The sequence below is a fragment of the Mesorhizobium sp. M0778 genome, assembly GCF_040320105.1.
In the GTDB taxonomy this organism is placed as follows: domain Bacteria; phylum Pseudomonadota; class Alphaproteobacteria; order Rhizobiales; family Rhizobiaceae; genus Mesorhizobium.
Window position 1 is genome coordinate 248,612 of sequence record NZ_JAMYPA010000002.1, and the last position, 19,341, is coordinate 267,952.

Here is a 19,341-nt window from a genome sequence, read left to right on the forward strand (position 1 = left end):
GCCGCGTAGCCAACCCGACCGTCATTCCGCAGCTTCCGCCTGCGCCGGCAGCCCGAGCCATTCGCGGCAGTCGGCGAGCGCGCGCGATGTCACCGCGTGCCGCTTGGCGACCGTCTTGTCCTTGCCGCGCAGTCGCTTGCCTTCGATCTTTGGCGCGTCCACGGGCGGGAACAGGCCGAAATTGACGTTCATCGGCTGGAAAGAGCGCTTTCCCGGCTCGTCGTCGGAGACAATATGGCCGCCGGTGATGTGGTTGAGCAGCGCGCCGAAAGCGGTGGTCAACGGCGGCAGCGACGGCGCATGGCCAAGCCTTTCGGCGGCGGCGAAACGCCCGGCGAGCAGGCCGATGGCGGCACTCTCGACATAGCCCTCGCAGCCGGTGATCTGGCCGGCAAAACGCAGGCCGGGCCGCGACTTCAACTGCAGCGAAGCGTCGAGCAGCGTCGGCGAATTGATGTAGGTGTTGCGGTGCAGGCCGCCGAGGCGGGCGAATTCGGCGTTTTCCAGCCCAGGAATGGTGCGGAAAATGCGCACCTGCTCGGCGTGCTTCAGCTTGGTCTGGAAGCCGACCATGTTGTAGAGCGTGCCCAGTGCGTTGTCCTGGCGAAGCTGGACGACGGCATAGGCCCTTACAGACGGATTGTGTGCATTGGTCAGCCCCATCGGCTTCATCGGCCCGTAACGCAATGTCTCGATGCCACGCTCGGCCATCACCTCGATCGGCAGGCAGCCGTCGAAATAGGGCGTGCCTTCCCATTGCTTGAATTCGGTTTTCTGGCCGTCGACCAGCGCCTGCACGAAGGCAAGGTACTGCTCCTTGTCCATCGGGCAGTTGATGTAATCCTTGCCGGTGCCGCCGGGGCCGACCTTGTCGTAGCGCGACTGGAACCAGCAGATATCCATGTCGATCGTGTCGAAATGGACGATCGGCGCGATGGCGTCGAAGAAGGCGAGCGCGTCGGCGCCGGTTGCTTCCGCGATCGACTGGGCGAGCGAAGGGGCGGTCAGCGGGCCGGTGGCGACGATCGCCTGGTCCCAGTCCGCCGGCGGCAGGCCAGGCACTTCCTCGCGCCGGATGGTGATGAGTGGGTGCGCTTCGAGCTTTCTGGTGACCGCTTCGGAAAATCCGTCGCGGTCGACGGCCAGCGCACCGCCGGCCGGCACCTGGTGCGCGTCGCCGGCGCTCATGATCAGCGAACCGGCGAGCCGCATTTCGGCATGCAGCAGGCCGACGGCATTGGCTTGCGCATCGTCGGAGCGGAAGGAATTGGAACAGACGAGCTCGGCCAGCCCGTCGGTCTTGTGCGCATCGGTGCCGCGGACGGGACGCATTTCATGCAGGATAACCGGAATGCCGGCTTCGGCCGCCTGCCAAGCAGCTTCGGAGCCGGCGAGACCGCCACCGATGACGTGAATGGGATTTGTGTTCATGAGCGCCGAAATAATCCCTTGGCGCGGCGATTGCAATTACACGAATCAGCCGCGCTGTTGCCGCCACGCGCTGCAATCGTCTACTATTGCGAATGGGTGGGAGTCTCGGGGTCTTTGCCAGAGCGACATTTCTGACAGTCGTGATCGCCGTGGGCGGATCAGCAGCGGCCGGCGAACCGGCCGCGACGGCTTCCAAGCGGATCCCCATATGCCATGGTTACGGTTGCAACTATCGCACGACGCTGGCGCTTGGCCCCAGTGACGGTGCGCGTTTCCGCTCTATCCTGCGTGCGGGCGCGGGTTCGCCCCAGGCCGAGCGCTCCGCTATTTCGAAGGCCGTCCGCTATTTCGAACAGCGCATTTTCCAGGCCATCGGCGTCCGCGACCAGCCGCAGTCGAAATTCGGTGCATCGCGCGTCAGGGGCCAGATGGATTGTGTCGACGAATCGACCAATACGCATGCGTTGCTGGTCTATCTTGCCGAGCGAAAACTGCTCAGGTTTCATAAGGTCGAGGACAAGGCCTCGCGAGGCCTGTTTGTCGACGGGCGCTATCCGCATTGGACGGCGGTGATCAGCGACCGCGGCGGTACAGAATGGGTGGTGGATTCCTGGTATGCGCCGATGGGCGGCGCGCCGGATATTTTTCCGCTGAGCCAGTGGAAGAAGCGAGGCGTGCTGAAGAGCGGCGCGCTGGACTGACGACGGGGACGTCCCGCCAAAACGGCTCCCAGGGCGTTTCGAGCCTGAAAACAACAACACCCGCCGGGGGAGGAGGTCCGGCGGGTGTCGTTTTGTTGGCCGATCCTCGGGAGGAGGTGAAGATCGACCGTATTCGTCATCGCCGGGGAGGAGGTCGGCTTTGACGAAATTCCTTTCGCCATTTGAAAGGGCGCGAAACCCTTTTTAGAAACAACTTAGAAACAACGCCCGCCGGGGGAGGAGGTCCGGCGGGCGCCGTTTTTGTGGTCAACCCTCGGGAGGAGGTGAAGGCTGACCGTATCCGTCAGGGTCGGGGAGGAGGTCGACCCTGGCGAAATTCTGCTGGTTAGATCGCCCTGCGAGCGACCATCTTGATCTCGTCGCGGACTATGCCGAGATCGTTGAGCTGGCGGTTTGACAGGCGACCCAGCTCGGTAACCGTCTCGCGGTAGACGCGCCAGTTACGATAGTTGCGGATCAGGTTCATTGTCGTTCTCTTTCAAAACTGGTTCGGACCATTTGCGGTCCGAAAGGATTAGACCGCCTTGCGGGCGACGTAGTGGATGTCGCCGCGGCTGATGCCGAGGTCGGTCAGTTCACGGGTGCTCAGGCGGCTCAGCTCAGAAACGGTGTCCCGGTAGCGGCGCCAGTTGCGATAGTTGCGGATCAGGTTCATGGTATTCTCGTTTCGTCTTTCTTTCGGATCATTCCGTCTTTGTGTGCACCGTGAAGATAAGAGGGGTCATATCGATTTAAAAGCGCTATTGGTGCATGGCAGCAATGCAAATTGTGCATTGCAGCATTAACGCGCGTCCGGTTTTCCGCCCAGATCGGAAAATGCCGTCAGGTCAAACGCTTGGGCGGACGAGCCAAAAGGGCCAAACAAAGGGGGAGGGGCATGGCGAGCTATTCGTCACGGGTCAGGTTGGATATCGCACGATGGCAGCAGGCCGGCCTGATCGACGCGCCGACAGCCGACGTGCTGACGCGCGACGTCGAGGCCAACGAACGCAAATCGCTGAGCTTCGGCTCGATCCTGGCGATGATGGCGGCACTGTTGTTCGGCGCGGCCATCCTGATCTTCATCGCCGCCAACTGGGAAGTCATCCCGCGGCTGGTACGGGTCGCAGCACTCTTTGCCGTTATCCTTGCCGGCTATGTCGGCGGCGCGGTGCTGAAGATGCGTGACCATGCGGCGATCGGCGAAGCGCTGTGGATCGTGGCGGCAGCAGCGTTCGGCGGATCGATCGCGCTGATCGGCCAGATGTACCATTTGTCGGGCGACGAGGCCTCCGCCGTGGTCACCTGGGGCGCCGGCACGGCGCTGGCGGCGGTGGCGCTGCGCTCGAACCCGCTGACCGTCGCTGCCGTCGGCATCGCCGATGCCTGGCTGTTCCTGAAAGGCTTCGAGTATCGCGCAGAATTCCCGCATCTCTTCGTCGTCATGGCGCTAGTGCTGTTTGCCGTTTCGTTCTGGACGCGCAGCCAGGCGGCGCGCCACCTGATCATCCTGTCGGTGCTGTTCTATCTCGTGCTCCTGGTGACGCGGTACGACACGCTGCAAGTCGCCATTCCGCTCGTTGTCGCGTCGGTGCTGCTTTTTATCGCTGCGATCTTTGCTGCCGGGCCGGTCGACAGGATCTTGCAACTGGGTGGCAGGCTGCCCCTGCACGCGCTGATCGGCTTTCTCACCGGCCTGGCGATGATCCAGTTCGAACTGGCGGATGAAAGCAGCTACAGCAGCGGCTTCGCCATTGCCTCGGCTGTTGCGCTGGCCGGCATCGTCGCGGCGATCGTGCTGGGCGGCCGCGAGAGCCGAGGACTGCGCTGGGTTGCCTATGCGGGCTTCGCCTTCGAACTCGCCATCATCTATGTGGTGATGCTGCAATCAATGCTCGACACGGCAGGCTTCTTCCTTGCGGCGGCGGTGCTTCTCGCCGTTCTTGCTTTCATTATCATCCGCATAGAAAAGCGCATGAACGCTCCGGATATGACAGGAGCAGCAGCATGATGACCGGCAAAAGACTGATCATCTCGGCGCTGGCCCTGGCGCTTGTCCAGATCGGCTTCCTGAGCTGGATCATCGCCGGACGCGCGGCGATCCTGCGCGACGGCAAGCAGGTCCTGCTCAGGGTCGAGCCGATCGATCCGCGCGATCTCTTGCGCGGTGACTATATTTCGCTTGGCTACGAGATTTCGCGCATACCGGTGAAGCTGATCGGCAACATTCCAGCCGGCAAGCTGGCGAGTGACGACACGCCGATCGTGGTCAGGCTGAAGCCGGGCGCCGACGGCTATTGGGGTCCGACCGCGGCTTGGTTCGGGCAAGCGCCGGCGCCGGCAGCATCCGGTGAAGCCGATATCGTCGGACACGTCTCCGAGGGCTCGGATCTCAGCGCAGCCACGACGATCGCGCCGGATTACGGCATCGAGCGCTTCTATCTGCCGGAAGGCGAGGGGATGGCGATCCAGAACGACATGCGGGTGCGGCCGTTCGGCATCCGCGTCGCGATCGCGGCCAACGGCACGGCGCAGATCAAGGCGCTGGTGGATGGCGACAAGACACTGTTCGAGGAGCCGCTTTACTAGATCGCGCTACAGCCTTGGCAATGATCCTCCTTCGGAGGAACTCCGAGTGGCCTGCCACCCGAAGAAGAGCGAAGGGTGGTGCGGATGAAGGGACTCGAACCCCCACGCCTTTCGGCACTGGAACCTAAATCCAGGGCGTCTACCAATTCCGCCACATCCGCATTGCCCGGCCAATCCCATGTAGCCATCATTCTGTCAATGTCAGAGCCCACATCGGCATCATTGGCCGGAATGCAAAGATGGTTGAAAATCAGCGTCGCCTGTGACAAAAGGCGTGTCGAATGTGACGGGACGCGACGATCCGCTTCTGCAGAATGTGATAAGAAGTAGGAAAAACAAAGACTTATTCACATTTTGGAGCGTATTTCTGGAGGATTTGTGCCGCGTTGGGCGGACAAATCGCCAAGTCCCGCACCAAAAGCCATTCCCGGCAAGATCATACCGGCAGGCTGTGAACGGCAGGGGCCGTTTGGCGGCCTCATTGGTGGAAACAAAGGTTTTATGATGCAGGTCACCGAAACGCTCAACTCAGGTCTCAAGCGCGAGATCAAGATCACCGTGCCGGCCGGTGACATGGAAGCCAAGCTGATGGCGCGGCTCTCCGATGCCAGGAACAAGGTCCGCATCAACGGCTTTCGCCCCGGCAAGGTGCCGGTGCAGCATCTGCGCAAAGTCTACGGCAAATCGTTCATGGCCGAAGTGGTCAACGAGATCCTCAACGACTCGACCCGTTCGATCATCACCGGGCGCGGCGAAAAGGCTGCCATGCAGCCCGAAGTGATCATGACCGAGGACGAGAAGGAAGCCGAGAAGATCCTGGCTGGTGGCGCAGATTTCGAGTTCCGCCTGAACTACGAGGTCATTCCGCCGATCGAGATCAAGGATTTCTCCGACATCAAGGTGACGCGTCAGGTATTCGAAGTGCCTGATGAGGAGATCGATGAACAGGTCAAGCGTGTCGCCGAGTCGGCGCGCACTTATGAGCCGAAGACCGGCAAGGCCGCCGAGGGCGACCGCGTGACCCTCGATTATGTCGGCAAGATCGACGGCGAAGCCTTCGGCGGCGGCGCCGGCACCGATCAGCCGCTGGTGCTCGGCTCGAAGGAATTCATCCCTGGCTTCGAGGACCAGCTGGTCGGCAGCAAGGCCGGCGACGAGAAGCAGGTCACGGTTACCTTCCCGGAAAACTACCAGGCGGCGCATCTGGCCGGCAAGGAAGCCACTTTCGACGTGACCGTCAAGGAAGTGTCGAAGCCCGGCGAACTTGAGATCAACGACGAGATGGCCAAAAACCTCGGCCTGGAGTCGCTGGAGCGCCTGCGCGAGGTGGTGCGCGGTCAGATCGAAAATCAGTTCGGCTCGATGACGCGCCAGAAGGTCAAGCGCCAGTTGCTCGACCAGCTCGACGCCGCCTACTCGTTCGAGGCGCCGTCCAAGCTCGTCGAGGCCGAGTTCAACAACATCTGGAACCAGGTCAACCGCGATCTCGAAGCCGCCGGGCGCACCTTTGCCGACGAAGAGACGACGGAAGAGGAAGCGCGTGCCGAATATATGCGGCTTGCCGAGCGCCGCGTGCGTCTCGGCCTGGTTCTCGCCGAAATCGGCGAGAAGGCGGGCGTCACGGTGACGGACGAGGAATTGCAGCGCGGCCTGTTCGAGCAGGTGCGTCGCTATCCGGCCAACCAGCAGCAGGAGGCCTTCGAATTCTATCGCAACAATCCCGAAGCGCTGAATACGTTGCGCGCGCCGATGTTCGAAGAGAAGGTGGTCGACCATCTGCTTGGCCAGATCTCGGTCACCGACGTCAAGGTCAGCAAGGAAGAGCTGCTGGCCGACGACGAGGATACGGAGACGACCAAGGCCAAGCCGGCGAAGAAGGCGGCTGCGAAAAAAGCCGACACCAAGAAGGCCGACGACGACGCTGAAGAGCCCAAGAAGAAGGCTGCGCCGAAGAAAAAGGCCGCCAAGGACGCTGAATAACGTCCCTGCTGAATTCCAAAAGGCCGCCTTCTCGAGGCGGCCTTTTTCGTTGTGGCGCAGGCGCAACGGATTTCACGCATCTGGCGGTCGAGGTGGCGATACGAAGCTTTGATGATTATCTGCGCTGGGTTGCGGATCGCAGCGGTTGTTGGAGGCATCGTTGAGACAGTTCTTCGGTATCGGAAGCGTGGTCGCGGCGGCGTTCCTGCTTGCGTCGGTCTACGGCATCGCCCAGGCTGACACGGTTCTCGACAACTGGCGGTTCGACAAGACCAGCGACGGTCTTGTCACCGCCTCGCTTTACGCTACCAACAAGCTCATCACCGGCGGCGGCGCATTGAGCTACAGCCCGGTATTGACGATTGCCTGCCGGACCGCCGGCGAACCGCGTTGGAGCGAATGGCTGCAGCTGAGCGATACTGTTTCCGCCAGCCGAACCATCGCCATGTCGGTGACTGTCGACCAATCCGGCAAGCTCAACGAAAGCTGGTCGGTCGGCCCGCGCAGCAGGATGCTGGTGCGCGACGGTGCCGACGGCATCAGGCGACTGATTTCCGCGGACCGGCTGCTGCTGTCCTGGCGGTTCGGGCTGCTGTCGGGGCGCGGCAAAGCCGAGTTTGACCTCGCCGGAGTTGAAGAGGCGGTCGGCCGGATCGCCACCACCTGCAACACCAAATTGCCTTGAGCAGATTGTCCGCATGAAACCTTTGCATGGCCGAACTCTACCTGCCGGCCGGGTTCCGTGGTATGTAGGTGCCGCAACTCCAGGCAGTGGATATCCGTTCTGCCATTCAAGAGCGCATGCCAGCGGACTAGATGTCGGCCTGTGCAGGTCAGCCAGGGCAAATTGGCGATCAGGGAGGAAATGCCATGCGTGCCATTGTGTTTTTTATCATCATGTCGGTCGCGACCGTCATCGCCGGCCCCTCGTGGGCTCAGGATGCCGCGGCGGGTGAGAAGGTCTTCGCCAAATGCAAGGTCTGCCACGTCGCGGACAAGGATCAGAACAAGGTCGGTCCGTCGTTGAACGGCGTCATCGGCCGAACGGCCGGCACGCATCCGGGGTTCAGCTATTCCAAGGCGATGACCGAGGCCGGCAAGTCCGGCGTCAAATGGGATGAGGCCACGCTGACGAGCTACCTTCGCGATCCCAAGGCGATGGTCAAAGGAACGAAGATGGCGTTTCCCGGCCTCAAGAAAGACGAGGACATCGTCAATGTCATTGCCTATCTGAAGCAATTCTCCAAATAACGCGGCTCTTCCGCCGGATCTTGGTATCGCAAACAGGTCGAGGCATAGCCTCGGCCGCAATCTGCCGGCAGTGTCGGTGGGGAGGGCGGCTTGTTGCAAAAAAGACATTGGCCGGCTAGGCTGCCGTTCCCATCGGTGGTCGTCTGAATGTCGACTGAAGAAAGCCGTCTCAAGGATACCGGCATCCGCCTCTCGGAGGCGACGGCGGGTGATTTCCTTGCGCTTTTGAAACCACGGGTCATGGCGCTTGCCGTGTTTACTGCGTTCGTCGGCCTGATGATGGCGCCCGGCGTAATGAATCCAGTTATCGCCGTAATCGCCATCGGCGCAATTGCGGTTGGAGCAGGGGCGGCCGGCGCGCTCAATATGTGGTACGACGCAGACATAGACGCCTTGATGTCTCGCACGTCCAAACGACCAATTCCGTCAGGCCGCGTCACGCCTGGCGAAGCTCTCGGCTTCGGCTTGGTGCTTTCCGCACTGTCGGTCATGACGCTCGGCGTGCTGGTGGGATGGCTTGCCGCATCGCTGTTGGCGTTCACCATCTTTTTCTATGTCGTTATCTACACGATGTGGCTGAAACGCTCGACGCCACAGAATATCGTCATAGGCGGCGCGGCAGGCGCCCTTCCTCCGGTGATCGGGTGGGCGGCTGCAACCGGCGCAATCGGCATCGAAAGTGTCATTCTGTTTCTGATCATTTTCCTCTGGACGCCGCCTCATTTCTGGGCGCTGGCCCTTTTCAAGGTCGGCGACTATGCCGCGGCGGGCATCCCGATGATGCCGAATGTGGCCGGCCAGCACTCGACCAGAAAACAAATCTTCGCCTATTCGCTGGTCTTGGCGCCAATCGGCGTGCTTCCTTGGGCCTTCGGCTTCGCCAGCGGATACTACGGCACTGCTTCAGCAGCGTTGGGCGCAGGGTTCATTTGGCACGCCTGGAAGGTCCTCGTCGCCGACAAGGAGATGAAGCCGGCAAAGGCGTTGTTTGCGTATTCGATTGTCTATCTTTTCGCGATCTTCGCGGCGCTGCTTGCCGACACCATTGTAATGCGAGTGGTCGCGTCAGCCGGCTATTGAGCCCGGCTAAAAACATCACGTTGGCAGAGCACAAAATCCCAGCAACAGCAGAATAACGATGCCAAGGCCGAGTATGAGAACTGTCCTTCCATCCATGACCTTCACCTTCGTCTAGAAGAGCATATCGAAGAAAGGTGTCCAGAGCTAGTCGGGCTACCCGGGACCTCTTACCCCCGGGGGCCTTCGTACAAAGCGCGACAAGTCCCCCGCATGAGAGTATATTGATCATGGTGCAGGTCGCGGTTTGCGTGGCCAATCACGCAGAACGGCAGCACCGTAAAACGCGACCTTACCGGACCCGGTCTGGAGGAATGGTCATGGCAAGTTTTCACGTGATAGCAGGCGCCAACGAGACGCTGGAACACACCAGAATTCGAAAAATCGGTGTCTCCGATCTTTTTGATGCGCTCAGGCGTGGCGTCGATGATTTCATGGTCAAGCCGTCGCACATCGTTTTTCTCTGCCTGATCTACCCGCTTGCGGGGGTCGTGCTTGCCGTCTGGACATCAGGCAACAACACGCTGCCATTGTTGTTTCCGCTTGTGTCCGGCTTTGCGCTAATTGGTCCGTTCGCGGCGATCGGCCTCTATGAGATCAGCCGGCGACGGGAAGCCGGGCTCGATGCCTCGTGGAGGCACGCCTTTGAGGTCAGAAGTTCTCCGGCGCTGCCGGCTATTGCGGCGGTCGGCATCATGCTGCTTGCGATATTCATCGCCTGGCTTTTGACGGCCCAGATATTTTACCAGACCGTGTTCGGCCCGGCGCCGCCGCAATCGCTGTCCAGCTTCATCAGTGATATATTCGCCACGGGACGCGGCTGGACACTCATCATCCTGGGTCACGCCATCGGCTTTGTGTTCGCCGCGGTTGTGTTGTGCACCACGGTCGTCGCATTCCCGTTGTTGCTCGACCGCGATGTCGGCGCCTACGAAGCCATCCACACCTCGGTGCGCGTTGTCCTGGCCAACCCGATCGTGATGGCAGTGTGGGGCCTTATTGTCGCCGTCGCCTTGATCATCGGCTCGCTGCCAGTGTTCGCCGGGTTGGCGGTCGTGCTGCCGATCCTTGGTCATGCCACCTGGCATGTCTATCGGAAAGTTGTCGAATCGCCGCCGGCTACCAGACCGTGAGCTGAAAAACCTGTCCTCCGCACCGAGCGCCGGTGCGGGGAGGGTGGGGCAGAGCTTTCAATAGGCCGGGTGGCTGAAACGGGCCTGGCGCGCGTCTTTTGTCAGGTCGCGGAAATCCTTGCCGCTCACATGCACCAGCGTCCTATGGTCACCGCCCTCGAAATAGATTTCGGGAGCGTCGCCGAGGCTTTCATCGAGGACCACCGGCACATCATAGGCAGCGCCGATCGGCGGCACAGCGCCGACATCGCAATCGCCGAACAACGAGACCACCTCGTCTTCGGAGGCAAGTCCAAGAGGCTTGTCCATAACATCCTGCAATGTCGCGAGTTCTATCCTGTGCGTGCTTGGAACCACGGCCAGCGCGTAGCCACGGTCGTGGTGAACGACCACCGATTTGGCCATTATGCTGCCAGGCACATGTGCCGCAATGGCGGATTGTCTGCTTGTCGCCGTGCGGTGATGCTCGACGGTGTCGTAGGAAATGCCTTTCTTATCGATGAAGTCCTTCAGTCTGTTTGCGATGGTCATCTTGGGCGCCCCTTGCTGGTGTTCGCGACGCATGTGGAAACGCCGGCATCGCCTGTCGTTTCCGATACCAACAGAAATGGTCCAGCCGTAGATTGTTTCAAGGCGAAGGCTCCAGAACAGGACGGCCTGGATCCGGATTGCATGTCAGGGCCCGGCCCCGAAAAACGCCATTCGGGTGAGAAGGGTGTAGTCCGCTTCGAAGACCATCAGCGTCACGAATACCAGCACCAGCACCGGCGGCAGGATGATTGCATATGTCAGCGCCAGCCGTTCCCAGGCCATGTGCATGAAGATGGCGACGATCAGCCCTGCCTTGAGGATCATGAAGATCAGGATCAGCGACCATCTGAGATAGCCGTGGAGCCCGAAATAGTCGACCAGATAGGAGCAGGTGCTGAGGATGAACAGCCACGCCCAGACCACCAGGTAGAGCTTGATCGGGTGCTCCTGATGAACCTCCGTAGGGGTAACGCTGGTCGCCGTCGCATCATGCGTACGGGCGCTGTCGAGCGTGTGTTGTCCAAGGCCATTTGCGGTTGCTTCAGCCATGTCCTGCCTCTCACCAAAGATAGAAAAATGCGAAAATGAACACCCAGACCAGGTCGACGAAATGCCAGTAGAGCCCCATGATTTCGACGTTTTCGTAGCGGCCCCTCCGGCTGGTGAAGAAGCCGGGCCGTCCGACGTCGTAGTCCCCGCGCCAGACCTTTCGCGCCACGATGATCAGGAAAATCACCCCGATCGACACATGTGTGCCGTGGAAGCCGGTGATCATGAAAAAGGATGCGCCGAACTGTGCAGCGCCCCACGGATTGCCCCAAGGCCGCACGCCCTCGGTGATCAGCTTGGTCCATTCGAAGGCTTGCATGCCGACGAAGGTCGCGCCGAGTGCCGCGGTCAAAAGCATCAGGACTGCCGTCTTGCGGCGGTCGCGGCGGTAGCCGAAATTCACCGCCATGGCCATCGTTCCGCTGCTCGAGATCAGGACGAAGGTCATGATGGCGATAAGGATCAATGGAATGTCGGAGCCGCCGATGCGCAGGGCAAAGACCTCGCTCGGATTGGGCCACGGCACGCGTGTGGAGATACGGTCGGTCATGTAGGAGAGCAGGAAGCAGCCGAAGATGAACGTGTCGCTGAGCAGGAAGATCCACATCATGGCCTTGCCCCAAGACACGTTTTTGAACGCCCGCTGATCCGAGGACCAGTCGGCGGCGATGCCTTGCCAGCCTGCGGGCCGCGGCCCCGTTCGGCCGATGTGGGTCAGTGTCGTCTCAGCCATCCGCCCGTTCCTCCTAGGTCAGCAACCCTCGGCAAATGTCGATTAAAGTCGAAGCCCAGCCGGCCAGAAGAGCGAAGATGGCGAGCCAGACGAAAAGCAGGAAATGCCAGTACATGGCGCACAGCTCGACGCTCAGGCGAAGCCGCTGCGGCCGCGCACCGTTCCAGGCACCGACGGTCGTTCTGCCCAGGCCGACCAGCCCTCCCAGGATATGCAGCCCATGCATTCCCGTTAGCAGGTAGAAGAAGCTGTTGGCCGGATTGGACGCCAGAAAATAGCCATCCGCGCTCAGTTCCCGCCATGCCATAAGCTGTCCAACCAGGAAGGCGAGCGCCGTGAGTCCAGCGGTGGCGAGGCCGAGCCTGACCATGTCCACTTGACCCTTGCGCGCCGCGAGCGAAGCGCACTGCATGGCAATGCTGCTCAAGACCAGTACGCCGGTATTAAGCCAGAGCAGAGGCGGGATGGGCAGCGGCTGCCAATCCGACAGCGCCATGCGCATGAAGTAAGCACTGGTGAACAGCGCGAACAGGCAGCCGACGACGGCAAGGAAGACGCCGAGACCGATCTTTGCGGTCGGAAGCGCCGATCGGTCCAGGGCGACAAAATCCCCGACCAAACCTTGCTCGAGCCACGGCCTCGTCATTAGCCGCTGATGCGAGAGCCACCACCCAGCAATGCCGGCGATCACGAGCAGGAAAACCAGAATGACGCTCATGCCGGCTCCCTGGAAGGTCCGAAGGAGCCCGGAACGTTTTGCGGTATGAAGTCCTCCTTGGCGCCCGGTACGCTGTAGTCATAGGCCCAGCGATAGACGATCGGCAGATCCTTGCCGAAATTGCCATGGCCCGGCGGTGTTTCGGCCGTCTGCCACTCGAGCGTCGTTGCCCGCCACGGATTGCCACCAGCCTCACGGCCATGGCGGATGCTCCAGATGAGATTGAACAGAAACACGATCTGGGCAAAACCGACGATAAAAGCCATGATGCTGATAAACGAGTTGAGGTGGTGGGCCGATTCCGTCATCACCGTCATATCGGTCAATTCGTTGTAGCGCCGCGGCACGCCCATCAAGCCGAGATAGTGCATGGGAAAGAAGATCAGATAGGCGCCAAGGAAGGTGACCCAGAAATGGAACCGGCCCAGCGTCTCGTTCAGCATCCGACCGGTGACCTTCGGATACCAGTGATAGATCGCGCCGAAGATTACGATGATCGGGGCGACCCCCATGACCATATGGAAATGGGCGACGACGAACATCGTGTCCGACAGCGGAACGTCGACGACGACATTGCCGAGGAATAGCCCAGTCAACCCGCCATTGACGAAGGTGACGATGAAGGCCAGGGCAAAAAGCATCGGTATGGTGAGGTGGATGTCGCCACGCCACAGCGTCAGCACCCAGTTGTAGACCTTGATGGCTGTCGGAACCGCGATGATCAATGTCGTGGTGGCGAAGAAAAAGCCGAAATAGGGATGCATGCCGCTGACATACATGTGGTGCGCCCAGACCACGAAGCTCAGTGCGCCAATGCCGACGATGGCCCAGACCATCATGCGGTAGCCGAAGATGTTCTTGCGCGCATGGGTGCTGATCAGGTCGGAGACGATGCCGAAGGCCGGAAGCGCCACGATGTAGACCTCAGGGTGGCCGAAGAACCAGAACAGATGCTGGAACAGGATCGGGCTGCCGCCGCCATGCTGCAATTGTTCGCCCATCTCGACGATCGCCGGCATGAAGAAGCTGGTGCCGAGCGCCCGGTCGAGCAGCATCATCACGCAGGCGACGAACAGTGCCGGGAAGGCGAGCAGCGCCATGACGGTGGCGGTGAAAATACCCCAGACGGTGAGCGGAAGGCGCATCAGTGTCATGCCGCGCGTGCGGCCCTGTAGCACCGTCACGACATAGTTCAAGCCGCCCATGGTGAAGCCGATGATGAACAGGATCAGCGAGACGAGCATCAGGATGATGCCCCAGTCCTGGCCGCCTGGCGTACCGGTCATGATCGCCTGCGGCGGATAGAGCGTCCAGCCGGCACCTGTCGGTCCGCCGGGGGCAAAGAAGCTCGACACGAGGACCAGCACGGCCAGGAGATAGATCCAGTAGCTCAGCATGTTGACATAGGGAAAGACCATGTCGCGAGCGCCAACCATCAGCGGGATCAGATAGTTGCCGAAGCCGCCCAGGAAGAGTGCGGTGAGCAGGTAGATCACCATGATCATGCCATGCATGGTGATGAACTGGTAGTAGGCTTCCGGTGTGATGAAGTCGAACGTGCCGGGGAAGCCGAGCTGCAGCCGCATCAGCCAGGACAACACCAGCGCCACCATGCCGATCGCCGTCGCCGTCGCCGAATACTGGATGGCGATGACCTTGGCATCCTGCGAGAAAACGTATTTCGTCCACCAGCTGTGCGGATGGTAAAGTTCCATTTCCGCGACTTCGGCCGGCGGTACCGCATCTGCAGGTGTGATATCGACCATAGGAACACCTCCGTGCCCTTTTCGGCCATGCCCGACAGTTCGGGCCTGCCGCAATCTTTTCAATGCCGACGGCGCGCCGTCGTTCCGGCGTCTACTCTGCCGAGCCCATCTGTTGGGGCGCGGACAGCTGCGCAAAAGTCTGCTGCTGGCCAAGCCACGCCAGATAATCTTCCTGCGTATCGACCATGACCACGCCATGCATCATCGGATGCCCTTGGCCGCAGAGTTCGGCACACAGGACCTGGAAGGTTCCGGTCTTGGTCGGAGTGAACCAGAAATAGGTGACTGAGCCCGGGATCATGTCCATCTTGGCGCGGAATTCCGGCACGTAGAAATCGTGCAGCACATCGATCGAGCGGAGCAGCATCTTGACCGGTTTGCCAACCGGCAGATGCAGGTCGGCCGCTTCGACCACGACGTCGTCCTGGCCGTTGGCATCAGCGGCGATGACGCCGAGCGGATTTTCAGCGTTGACGTCGCGAGTGTCGGATGTGCCGAGCTTGCCGTCCTTGCCGGGCAGGCGGAAACTCCATTGCCATTGCTGGCCGACGACTTCGACCTCGGTTGCGTCGCTTGGGACGTTGACGAAGCGGCTCCAGACGAACAGGCCGGGAACCAGCAAAGCCGTGACACCGACGGCAGTGACGACCGTCAGCCAGGATTCGAGCCGCCTGTTCTCAGGTTCATATGCCGCCTGATTGCCTTCCCGATGGCGGAAGCGGAAGACGCAATAGGCCATGAAAAGAACCACGGCGGCGAAGACGACGCCGGTGATCCAGAAAGTTATGATGATGGTGTTGTCGATATAGTCCCAGTTCGAGGCAATCGGCGTCCACCACCATGGGCTCAGGAAGTGGAACAACACCGAGCCCACGACTATCAGAACGAGTACAAGCGCAACGGCCATGTCCCGGTTCCTCCCGGTATTCCAAGCGGCGCAAAGCCGTCCCGGGAAATACCAAGTGCATCATAACTTGATTTGCGATGAAAATTCTAGAGCCGGCTGTGGGAAGGGCAAAAATACCATTTCTCGGTGCTGGCGGTCCTTCGGTTCGGCGGTGATCAGCGGTAGCGCGCGGCAAACATCGTCAGCGTCGAGTAAACGGCAATGGTGAGCATGCCGAATGTGCCCGGCAGAATCACCGGAACGGCGATCGTCGGGATCGTCGCGCGCAGGGTTCGATCCCCTGCTCGACCGACAGCTCGACGAAGGGAGTGGAGCCCCTTTATTGGCCGGCAGATGTCACCCGCCAAACTGTGTTGCCGACGTCGTCGGCGATGAGCAGGGCCCCGGTTTTGTCGACGGCCAGGCCGACAGGCCGGCCGCGCGCCTTGTTGTCCTTGTCCAGGAAGTCAGTCACCACGTCCTGTGCGGCGCCACTCGGATGGCCGCCGCTGAATGGTACGAACACCACCTTGTAGCCATTGAAGCGCGTGCGGTTCCAGCTCCCGTGCTCGCCAACGAAGGCGCCGCCGCGATACGCCTGGGGGAGGCTGGTTGCCGTATAGAAGGCCAGTCCCAGAGGGGCGACGTGGGAACTCAGCGCATAATCCGGAACGATCGCATTCGCGACCAGGTCCGGACGCTGGGGCATGACGCGCGGATCGAGATGCTGGCCATAATAGCTGTATGGCCACCCGTAGAAGCCGCCGTCCTTTACCGACGTCAGATAATCCGGCACGAGATTGGGGCCGAGCTCGTCGCGCTCATTGATCACGGCCCAGAGCGCCCCGGTCTGCGGCTCCCAGCTCAGGCCGTTCGGATTGCGCAAACCGCTGGCGAAAATGCGCGACCTGCCGGTAGCCCTGTCCACCTGCCAGATGGCGGCGCGGTCCTTCTCCGCCTCGATGCCGTTCTCGGCCACGTTGCTGTTCGAGCCGACGCCGACATAGAGCAGCGAGCCGTCCGGGCTTGCCACCAGGCTCTTCGTCCAGTGATGGTCGATCGGGCCGCCGGGCAGGGCGGTGAGCGGCGTTCCGGGCGCGGTGATCTTGGTTTCACCGGTGTTGTAGGGATAGCGGACGATGGAATCGGTGTTGGCGACGTAGAGATCGCTTCCCACCAGCGCCACGCCGAAGGGCGAGCTCAGGTGGTTGAGGAAGACGCTGGTCAGCTCCGGCTTGCCATCTCCGTCGGCGTCGCGCAGCAAGGTGATGCGGTTGCTTGGGCCGCTGTCGCCGCCCGAGGTGACCCACGATTCGATCCAGCCCATCACCAAATCCTTGGGCCGTTTGATCGGTTCGCCGCCCGGCGCCTTGGACTCGATCACCAGGACGTCGCCATTGGGCAGCACATAAAGCGAGCGCGGATGCTGCAAGCCGTTGGCAAAAGCCTGGATCTGGAGCCCCTGCGCAGCGGTCGGCCTTTCGTCGTTTTTCCACCCGACCACGGAAGCGAGATGCATGGGCGGGAAGAAATATTGGATCGGCTCGGGCAGGTTTGGATTCGGCCCTATCTGACTGCCGGGATCCGGGTCGTTGCCGCTGCACGCTGCGAGGGTGATCACCGCAGTGCAAGTAAGGATGGACGCCGCGATGCGCCCGGCCTGTCTGATGGAGCTTGCTACGCGCATCAATCCGCCACTCCGACGTGATGCCGGTACACCATGGACCAGCCCAGCCAACCAGTGAAGATGAGCATGAGCACGACAACCGCCGAGAGGATCAAGCCGGTGGGAACGATGGAGGTCCATGCATCGCGGGTGTGCACGAGCATGTTGATCACGGACAACACCAGCGCCAGCAGATTACCGAGCACGTGCGGCCAGGCAGGGGGCTGTGCCCTTATCAGCGGATTAGCCAGAAAATCGATCAACCCCACGATCGCTGCAAGGCAGCCCATGATCACTCCGACGGTAACCAGCCAAGCGGAGAAGTCCGCCCACATCATCTCCGCCGTTCGCCAATAGGCCAGATCCGTCAGCAGGGTGCCGACGAAGCAGGCGATCGGAAACGGCACTAGCATCGGATGAATGGGATGTCCCGCAATCCTGGCCGTCGAACGCGGATTGTCACCGACCATAATGCGCAATCCTTCTCAGTTCTCGTCCAACAACCCCCAATACGGCCTCCGGCAGCTGTTGCCGAGAGGCCGGCAGACGACACATCGATCCGTCAGGCCCAAAAAAGGGCGCTGGCTGGCTGCGCCTGCTAGGCGGCGGACTGGGTCGGAGGGTTCTGGTACATCATCCAGAGCTCGATCGCGGCCAGGACGGCGACCAGAATGCCGATCACGACATGCACGGTCATCGCCGTGGTCGCCTGGAATCCAAGCACCCAGGGCGATACGAGAACCCACAGTCCGACGACAAGGTTCACCCACTCTTCCCACACGGCAAATGCCGCGAGGGCGGCAATCGAAAGCACGACAATCAAGATTCCGCTGCCGAGGGCGTTCTGCGTCTGCGGGCCTGCCGCAAAGGCGAAGATCCAGGGAGAGAAGAACAGAATTGCCCCAAGGATCAGGTTGGCTACGTCACAGAGCCTGGCGTTTGTCCACTGGTTCATGGCATCCTCCATTGGGAGCGTTTGTGGCTCCCGAGTTCGGCAAGGTGGTGCCTGAGTCCGGCGAGATGCGCCCGAAGCCGCTCACTCCGTGTTACGGCATTGCCCTTGCCCGGCCGGAGTTTCCGCATCTGGCGGTACTCCAGCCAAATCCGGCTATCTAACTGAATTCCGGGCTTTATGTTCCATTCGGCACCGGCACGCCTGGATCACTTGATGGTGATCGAGCGATCCAAAGCCGCAGTGGGCTTGGTCAGCGGCGACGTGCCAGCGGCGCGGACAGGCTCATTCTTTTCTCGATCCGGTGAAAACATTGGTCGTGGATCGCAGTTCTTGAGACGAGACGCTCTTGCTCGTCTTGATTGCCGCCGAAGCTTGTTTAAGAGACGACCGGTCCGGATTGACGCGCGATACTTTCGCTGCAAAGGTGTTTTAACGACTTGTTTACCATGCGTCAGTCAGGGTTGGGGGGAAATTGGAACCGTTTCTGGGTGCGAACCGCCTTAATTGGGATGATCGGGCCGAACTGCACTCGACCGACACAACGGGCAGCTACCACATCGAGAATGTGCTGGCAGGCGGATCCAATCTCTATGAATTGGAAACGCGCGAGGTCGGCGATATTGCCGGCAAGGATATCGTCCACCTGCAGTGTCACATCGGGCTTGACACGATCAGCCTGAAGAATCTCGGCGCAGGCAGCGTGACCGGCCTCGACTTTTCACCGACGGCGATCGCGGCGGCGCGGGATTTCGCTGCGAAGGCAGGCACCGACGTACGTTTCGTGGAAGCGCCCCTGTTCGAGGCCGTCGAAGCGCTCGGCCGGACCTTTGACATCGCTTACGTTACCTGGGGTTCGGTAAACTGGCTGGACGACGTGTTCCGCTGGGCGCGGGTGGTTGCCAGTCTCCTGCGACCCGGCGGCCGGCTCTACATGGCCGAGGGCCATCCATTGATGTTTCAGTGCGATCGAAAGGCCGCGGCCCTGGAGTTGAAGCACGACTGGCGAACGCCGATAGCTCGGCCGCTCGCCTGGAACGAGGAACTGACCTACACCGGCGACAATCGTATCTTGAAGCATCCTCGCTATTATGAGTGGATCCATCCGATCAGTGACGTGGTGAACGCGCTGATTTCAGCTGGTCTGACGCTCGATTTTCTCAATGAGCATGACACGGTTTCGTGGCAGCACTTTTCATTTGCAGTGCGGGCCGGCAAGGATATGTACGGCCTGCCAGAGAACTCTCCCAAGATACCGATGGCCTATTCCATTGGCGCGACGAAGCGGAGCGTCGGCAAGATACCATATCTTGTGTCTCACAAGTCGATTGAGGGCCACTAGCCCAAGGTCAACGCTCTTGACGTACTCGGGTCGGAG

The 19,341-nt window shown here is 60.9% G+C and carries 22 protein-coding genes and 1 tRNA gene; 10 read left to right on the top strand and 13 right to left on the bottom strand.

The window, feature by feature from the left end:
- Window positions 1-21 precede the first annotated feature (21 nt).
- Window positions 22-1,431 (bottom strand): methylenetetrahydrofolate--tRNA-(uracil(54)-C(5))-methyltransferase (FADH(2)-oxidizing) TrmFO, encoded by a 1,410-nt coding sequence (gene trmFO / locus NKI22_RS04960; RefSeq protein ID WP_352938396.1) that lies wholly within the window; start codon window positions 1,429-1,431, stop codon window positions 22-24.
- Between the two features lie 149 nt (window positions 1,432-1,580).
- Here trmFO and NKI22_RS04965 point away from each other — a divergent pair, with 149 nt between their 5' ends.
- On the top strand, window positions 1,581-2,132 hold the full coding sequence (locus NKI22_RS04965) for a hypothetical protein (protein ID WP_245278626.1): 552 nt from the start codon (window positions 1,581-1,583) through the stop codon (window positions 2,130-2,132).
- Between the two features lie 346 nt (window positions 2,133-2,478).
- Here the strand turns inward: NKI22_RS04965 and NKI22_RS04970 are convergent, their stop codons facing one another.
- Both NKI22_RS04970 and NKI22_RS04975 read right to left on the bottom strand, forming a co-directional pair.
- Entirely contained in the window at window positions 2,479-2,619 is a 141-nt protein-coding gene (locus NKI22_RS04970) for a DUF1127 domain-containing protein (protein ID WP_023678914.1), read from the bottom strand.
- Window positions 2,620-2,667: 48 nt separating this feature from the next.
- Window positions 2,668-2,808: a DUF1127 domain-containing protein gene (locus NKI22_RS04975; RefSeq protein ID WP_023720174.1), complete on the bottom strand. Its 141-nt coding sequence runs from the start codon at window positions 2,806-2,808 to the stop codon at window positions 2,668-2,670.
- Between the two features lie 222 nt (window positions 2,809-3,030).
- Between NKI22_RS04975 and NKI22_RS04980 the strand changes: the two genes are divergently transcribed.
- Both NKI22_RS04980 and NKI22_RS04985 read left to right on the top strand, forming a co-directional pair.
- A complete protein-coding gene (locus tag NKI22_RS04980) occupies window positions 3,031-4,143 on the top strand; it encodes a DUF2157 domain-containing protein (RefSeq protein ID WP_352790524.1) in 1,113 nt (370 codons plus the stop codon).
- On the top strand, window positions 4,140-4,721 hold the full coding sequence (locus NKI22_RS04985; protein WP_031194340.1) for a GDYXXLXY domain-containing protein: 582 nt from the start codon (window positions 4,140-4,142) through the stop codon (window positions 4,719-4,721). The genes NKI22_RS04980 and NKI22_RS04985 overlap by 4 nt, the downstream gene beginning before the upstream one ends.
- Before the next feature lie 76 nt (window positions 4,722-4,797).
- On the opposite strand, the gene NKI22_RS04990 is transcribed toward NKI22_RS04985, so the two are convergent.
- A tRNA-Leu gene (locus NKI22_RS04990) sits at window positions 4,798-4,882 on the bottom strand.
- Window positions 4,883-5,225: 343 nt separating this feature from the next.
- On the opposite strand from NKI22_RS04990, the gene tig reads away from it, so the two are divergent.
- The 5 genes from tig (at window position 5,226) to NKI22_RS05015 (ending at window position 10,162) form a co-directional block, all read left to right on the top strand.
- Window positions 5,226-6,701 carry a trigger factor gene (gene tig, locus NKI22_RS04995; RefSeq protein WP_352482299.1) on the top strand — a complete coding sequence of 492 codons (1,476 nt, stop codon included), beginning with the start codon at window positions 5,226-5,228 and terminating at the stop codon, window positions 6,699-6,701.
- 160 nt (window positions 6,702-6,861) lie between these two features.
- Window positions 6,862-7,386, top strand: a complete 525-nt coding sequence (locus NKI22_RS05000) for a hypothetical protein (RefSeq protein ID WP_352482143.1) — start codon at window positions 6,862-6,864, stop codon at window positions 7,384-7,386.
- Between the two features lie 212 nt (window positions 7,387-7,598).
- On the top strand, window positions 7,599-7,952 hold the full coding sequence (locus NKI22_RS05005; RefSeq protein WP_502896297.1) for a c-type cytochrome: 354 nt from the start codon (window positions 7,599-7,601) through the stop codon (window positions 7,950-7,952).
- 147 nt (window positions 7,953-8,099) lie between these two features.
- The gene (locus tag NKI22_RS05010; protein ID WP_352495382.1) at window positions 8,100-9,032 is read left to right on the top strand and encodes a heme o synthase; all 933 of its coding nucleotides are present in this window, start codon (window positions 8,100-8,102) and stop codon (window positions 9,030-9,032) included.
- 317 nt (window positions 9,033-9,349) lie between these two features.
- Window positions 9,350-10,162, top strand: coding sequence for a DUF2189 domain-containing protein (locus NKI22_RS05015; RefSeq protein ID WP_352482145.1), 813 nt, complete (start codon window positions 9,350-9,352; stop codon window positions 10,160-10,162).
- 57 nt (window positions 10,163-10,219) lie between these two features.
- Here the strand turns inward: NKI22_RS05015 and NKI22_RS05020 are convergent, their stop codons facing one another.
- The 9 genes from NKI22_RS05020 to NKI22_RS05060 all read right to left on the bottom strand — a co-directional run bounded on the left by NKI22_RS05020 (window position 10,220) and on the right by NKI22_RS05060 (window position 17,966).
- Entirely contained in the window at window positions 10,220-10,693 is a 474-nt protein-coding gene (locus tag NKI22_RS05020; RefSeq protein WP_023720166.1) for an aminoacyl-tRNA deacylase, read from the bottom strand.
- A 144-nt stretch (window positions 10,694-10,837) separates the two neighbouring features.
- A complete protein-coding gene (locus NKI22_RS05025; protein WP_023720165.1) occupies window positions 10,838-11,242 on the bottom strand; it encodes a cytochrome C oxidase subunit IV family protein in 405 nt (134 codons plus the stop codon).
- Window positions 11,243-11,252: 10 nt separating this feature from the next.
- A complete protein-coding gene (locus tag NKI22_RS05030; RefSeq protein WP_352482147.1) occupies window positions 11,253-11,975 on the bottom strand; it encodes a heme-copper oxidase subunit III family protein in 723 nt (240 codons plus the stop codon).
- Between the two features lie 13 nt (window positions 11,976-11,988).
- A complete protein-coding gene (locus tag NKI22_RS05035) occupies window positions 11,989-12,693 on the bottom strand; it encodes a cytochrome c oxidase subunit 3 (protein WP_352482148.1) in 705 nt (234 codons plus the stop codon).
- A complete protein-coding gene (gene ctaD, locus NKI22_RS05040; protein WP_023720163.1) occupies window positions 12,690-14,459 on the bottom strand; it encodes a cytochrome c oxidase subunit I in 1,770 nt (589 codons plus the stop codon). Before ctaD ends, NKI22_RS05035 begins: the two co-directional genes overlap by 4 nt.
- A gap of 91 nt (window positions 14,460-14,550) precedes the next feature.
- Window positions 14,551-15,366 carry a cytochrome c oxidase subunit II gene (gene coxB, locus NKI22_RS05045; RefSeq protein ID WP_023720162.1) on the bottom strand — a complete coding sequence of 272 codons (816 nt, stop codon included), beginning with the start codon at window positions 15,364-15,366 and terminating at the stop codon, window positions 14,551-14,553.
- 319 nt (window positions 15,367-15,685) lie between these two features.
- Entirely contained in the window at window positions 15,686-17,032 is a 1,347-nt protein-coding gene (locus tag NKI22_RS05050) for a PQQ-dependent sugar dehydrogenase (RefSeq protein ID WP_352814574.1), read from the bottom strand.
- The gene (locus tag NKI22_RS05055; protein WP_352814572.1) at window positions 17,032-17,481 is read right to left on the bottom strand and encodes a DUF2231 domain-containing protein; all 450 of its coding nucleotides are present in this window, start codon (window positions 17,479-17,481) and stop codon (window positions 17,032-17,034) included. The genes NKI22_RS05050 and NKI22_RS05055 overlap by 1 nt, the downstream gene beginning before the upstream one ends.
- Before the next feature lie 128 nt (window positions 17,482-17,609).
- The gene (locus tag NKI22_RS05060) at window positions 17,610-17,966 is read right to left on the bottom strand and encodes an SPW repeat protein (RefSeq protein ID WP_051409696.1); all 357 of its coding nucleotides are present in this window, start codon (window positions 17,964-17,966) and stop codon (window positions 17,610-17,612) included.
- 23 nt (window positions 17,967-17,989) lie between these two features.
- Here NKI22_RS05060 and NKI22_RS05065 point away from each other — a divergent pair, with 23 nt between their 5' ends.
- The gene (locus tag NKI22_RS05065; RefSeq protein ID WP_352958259.1) at window positions 17,990-18,127 is read left to right on the top strand and encodes a hypothetical protein; all 138 of its coding nucleotides are present in this window, start codon (window positions 17,990-17,992) and stop codon (window positions 18,125-18,127) included.
- 311 nt (window positions 18,128-18,438) lie between these two features.
- The gene (locus NKI22_RS05070) at window positions 18,439-19,305 is read left to right on the top strand and encodes a class I SAM-dependent methyltransferase (protein WP_352482151.1); all 867 of its coding nucleotides are present in this window, start codon (window positions 18,439-18,441) and stop codon (window positions 19,303-19,305) included.
- Window positions 19,306-19,341: the final 36 nt, after the last annotated feature.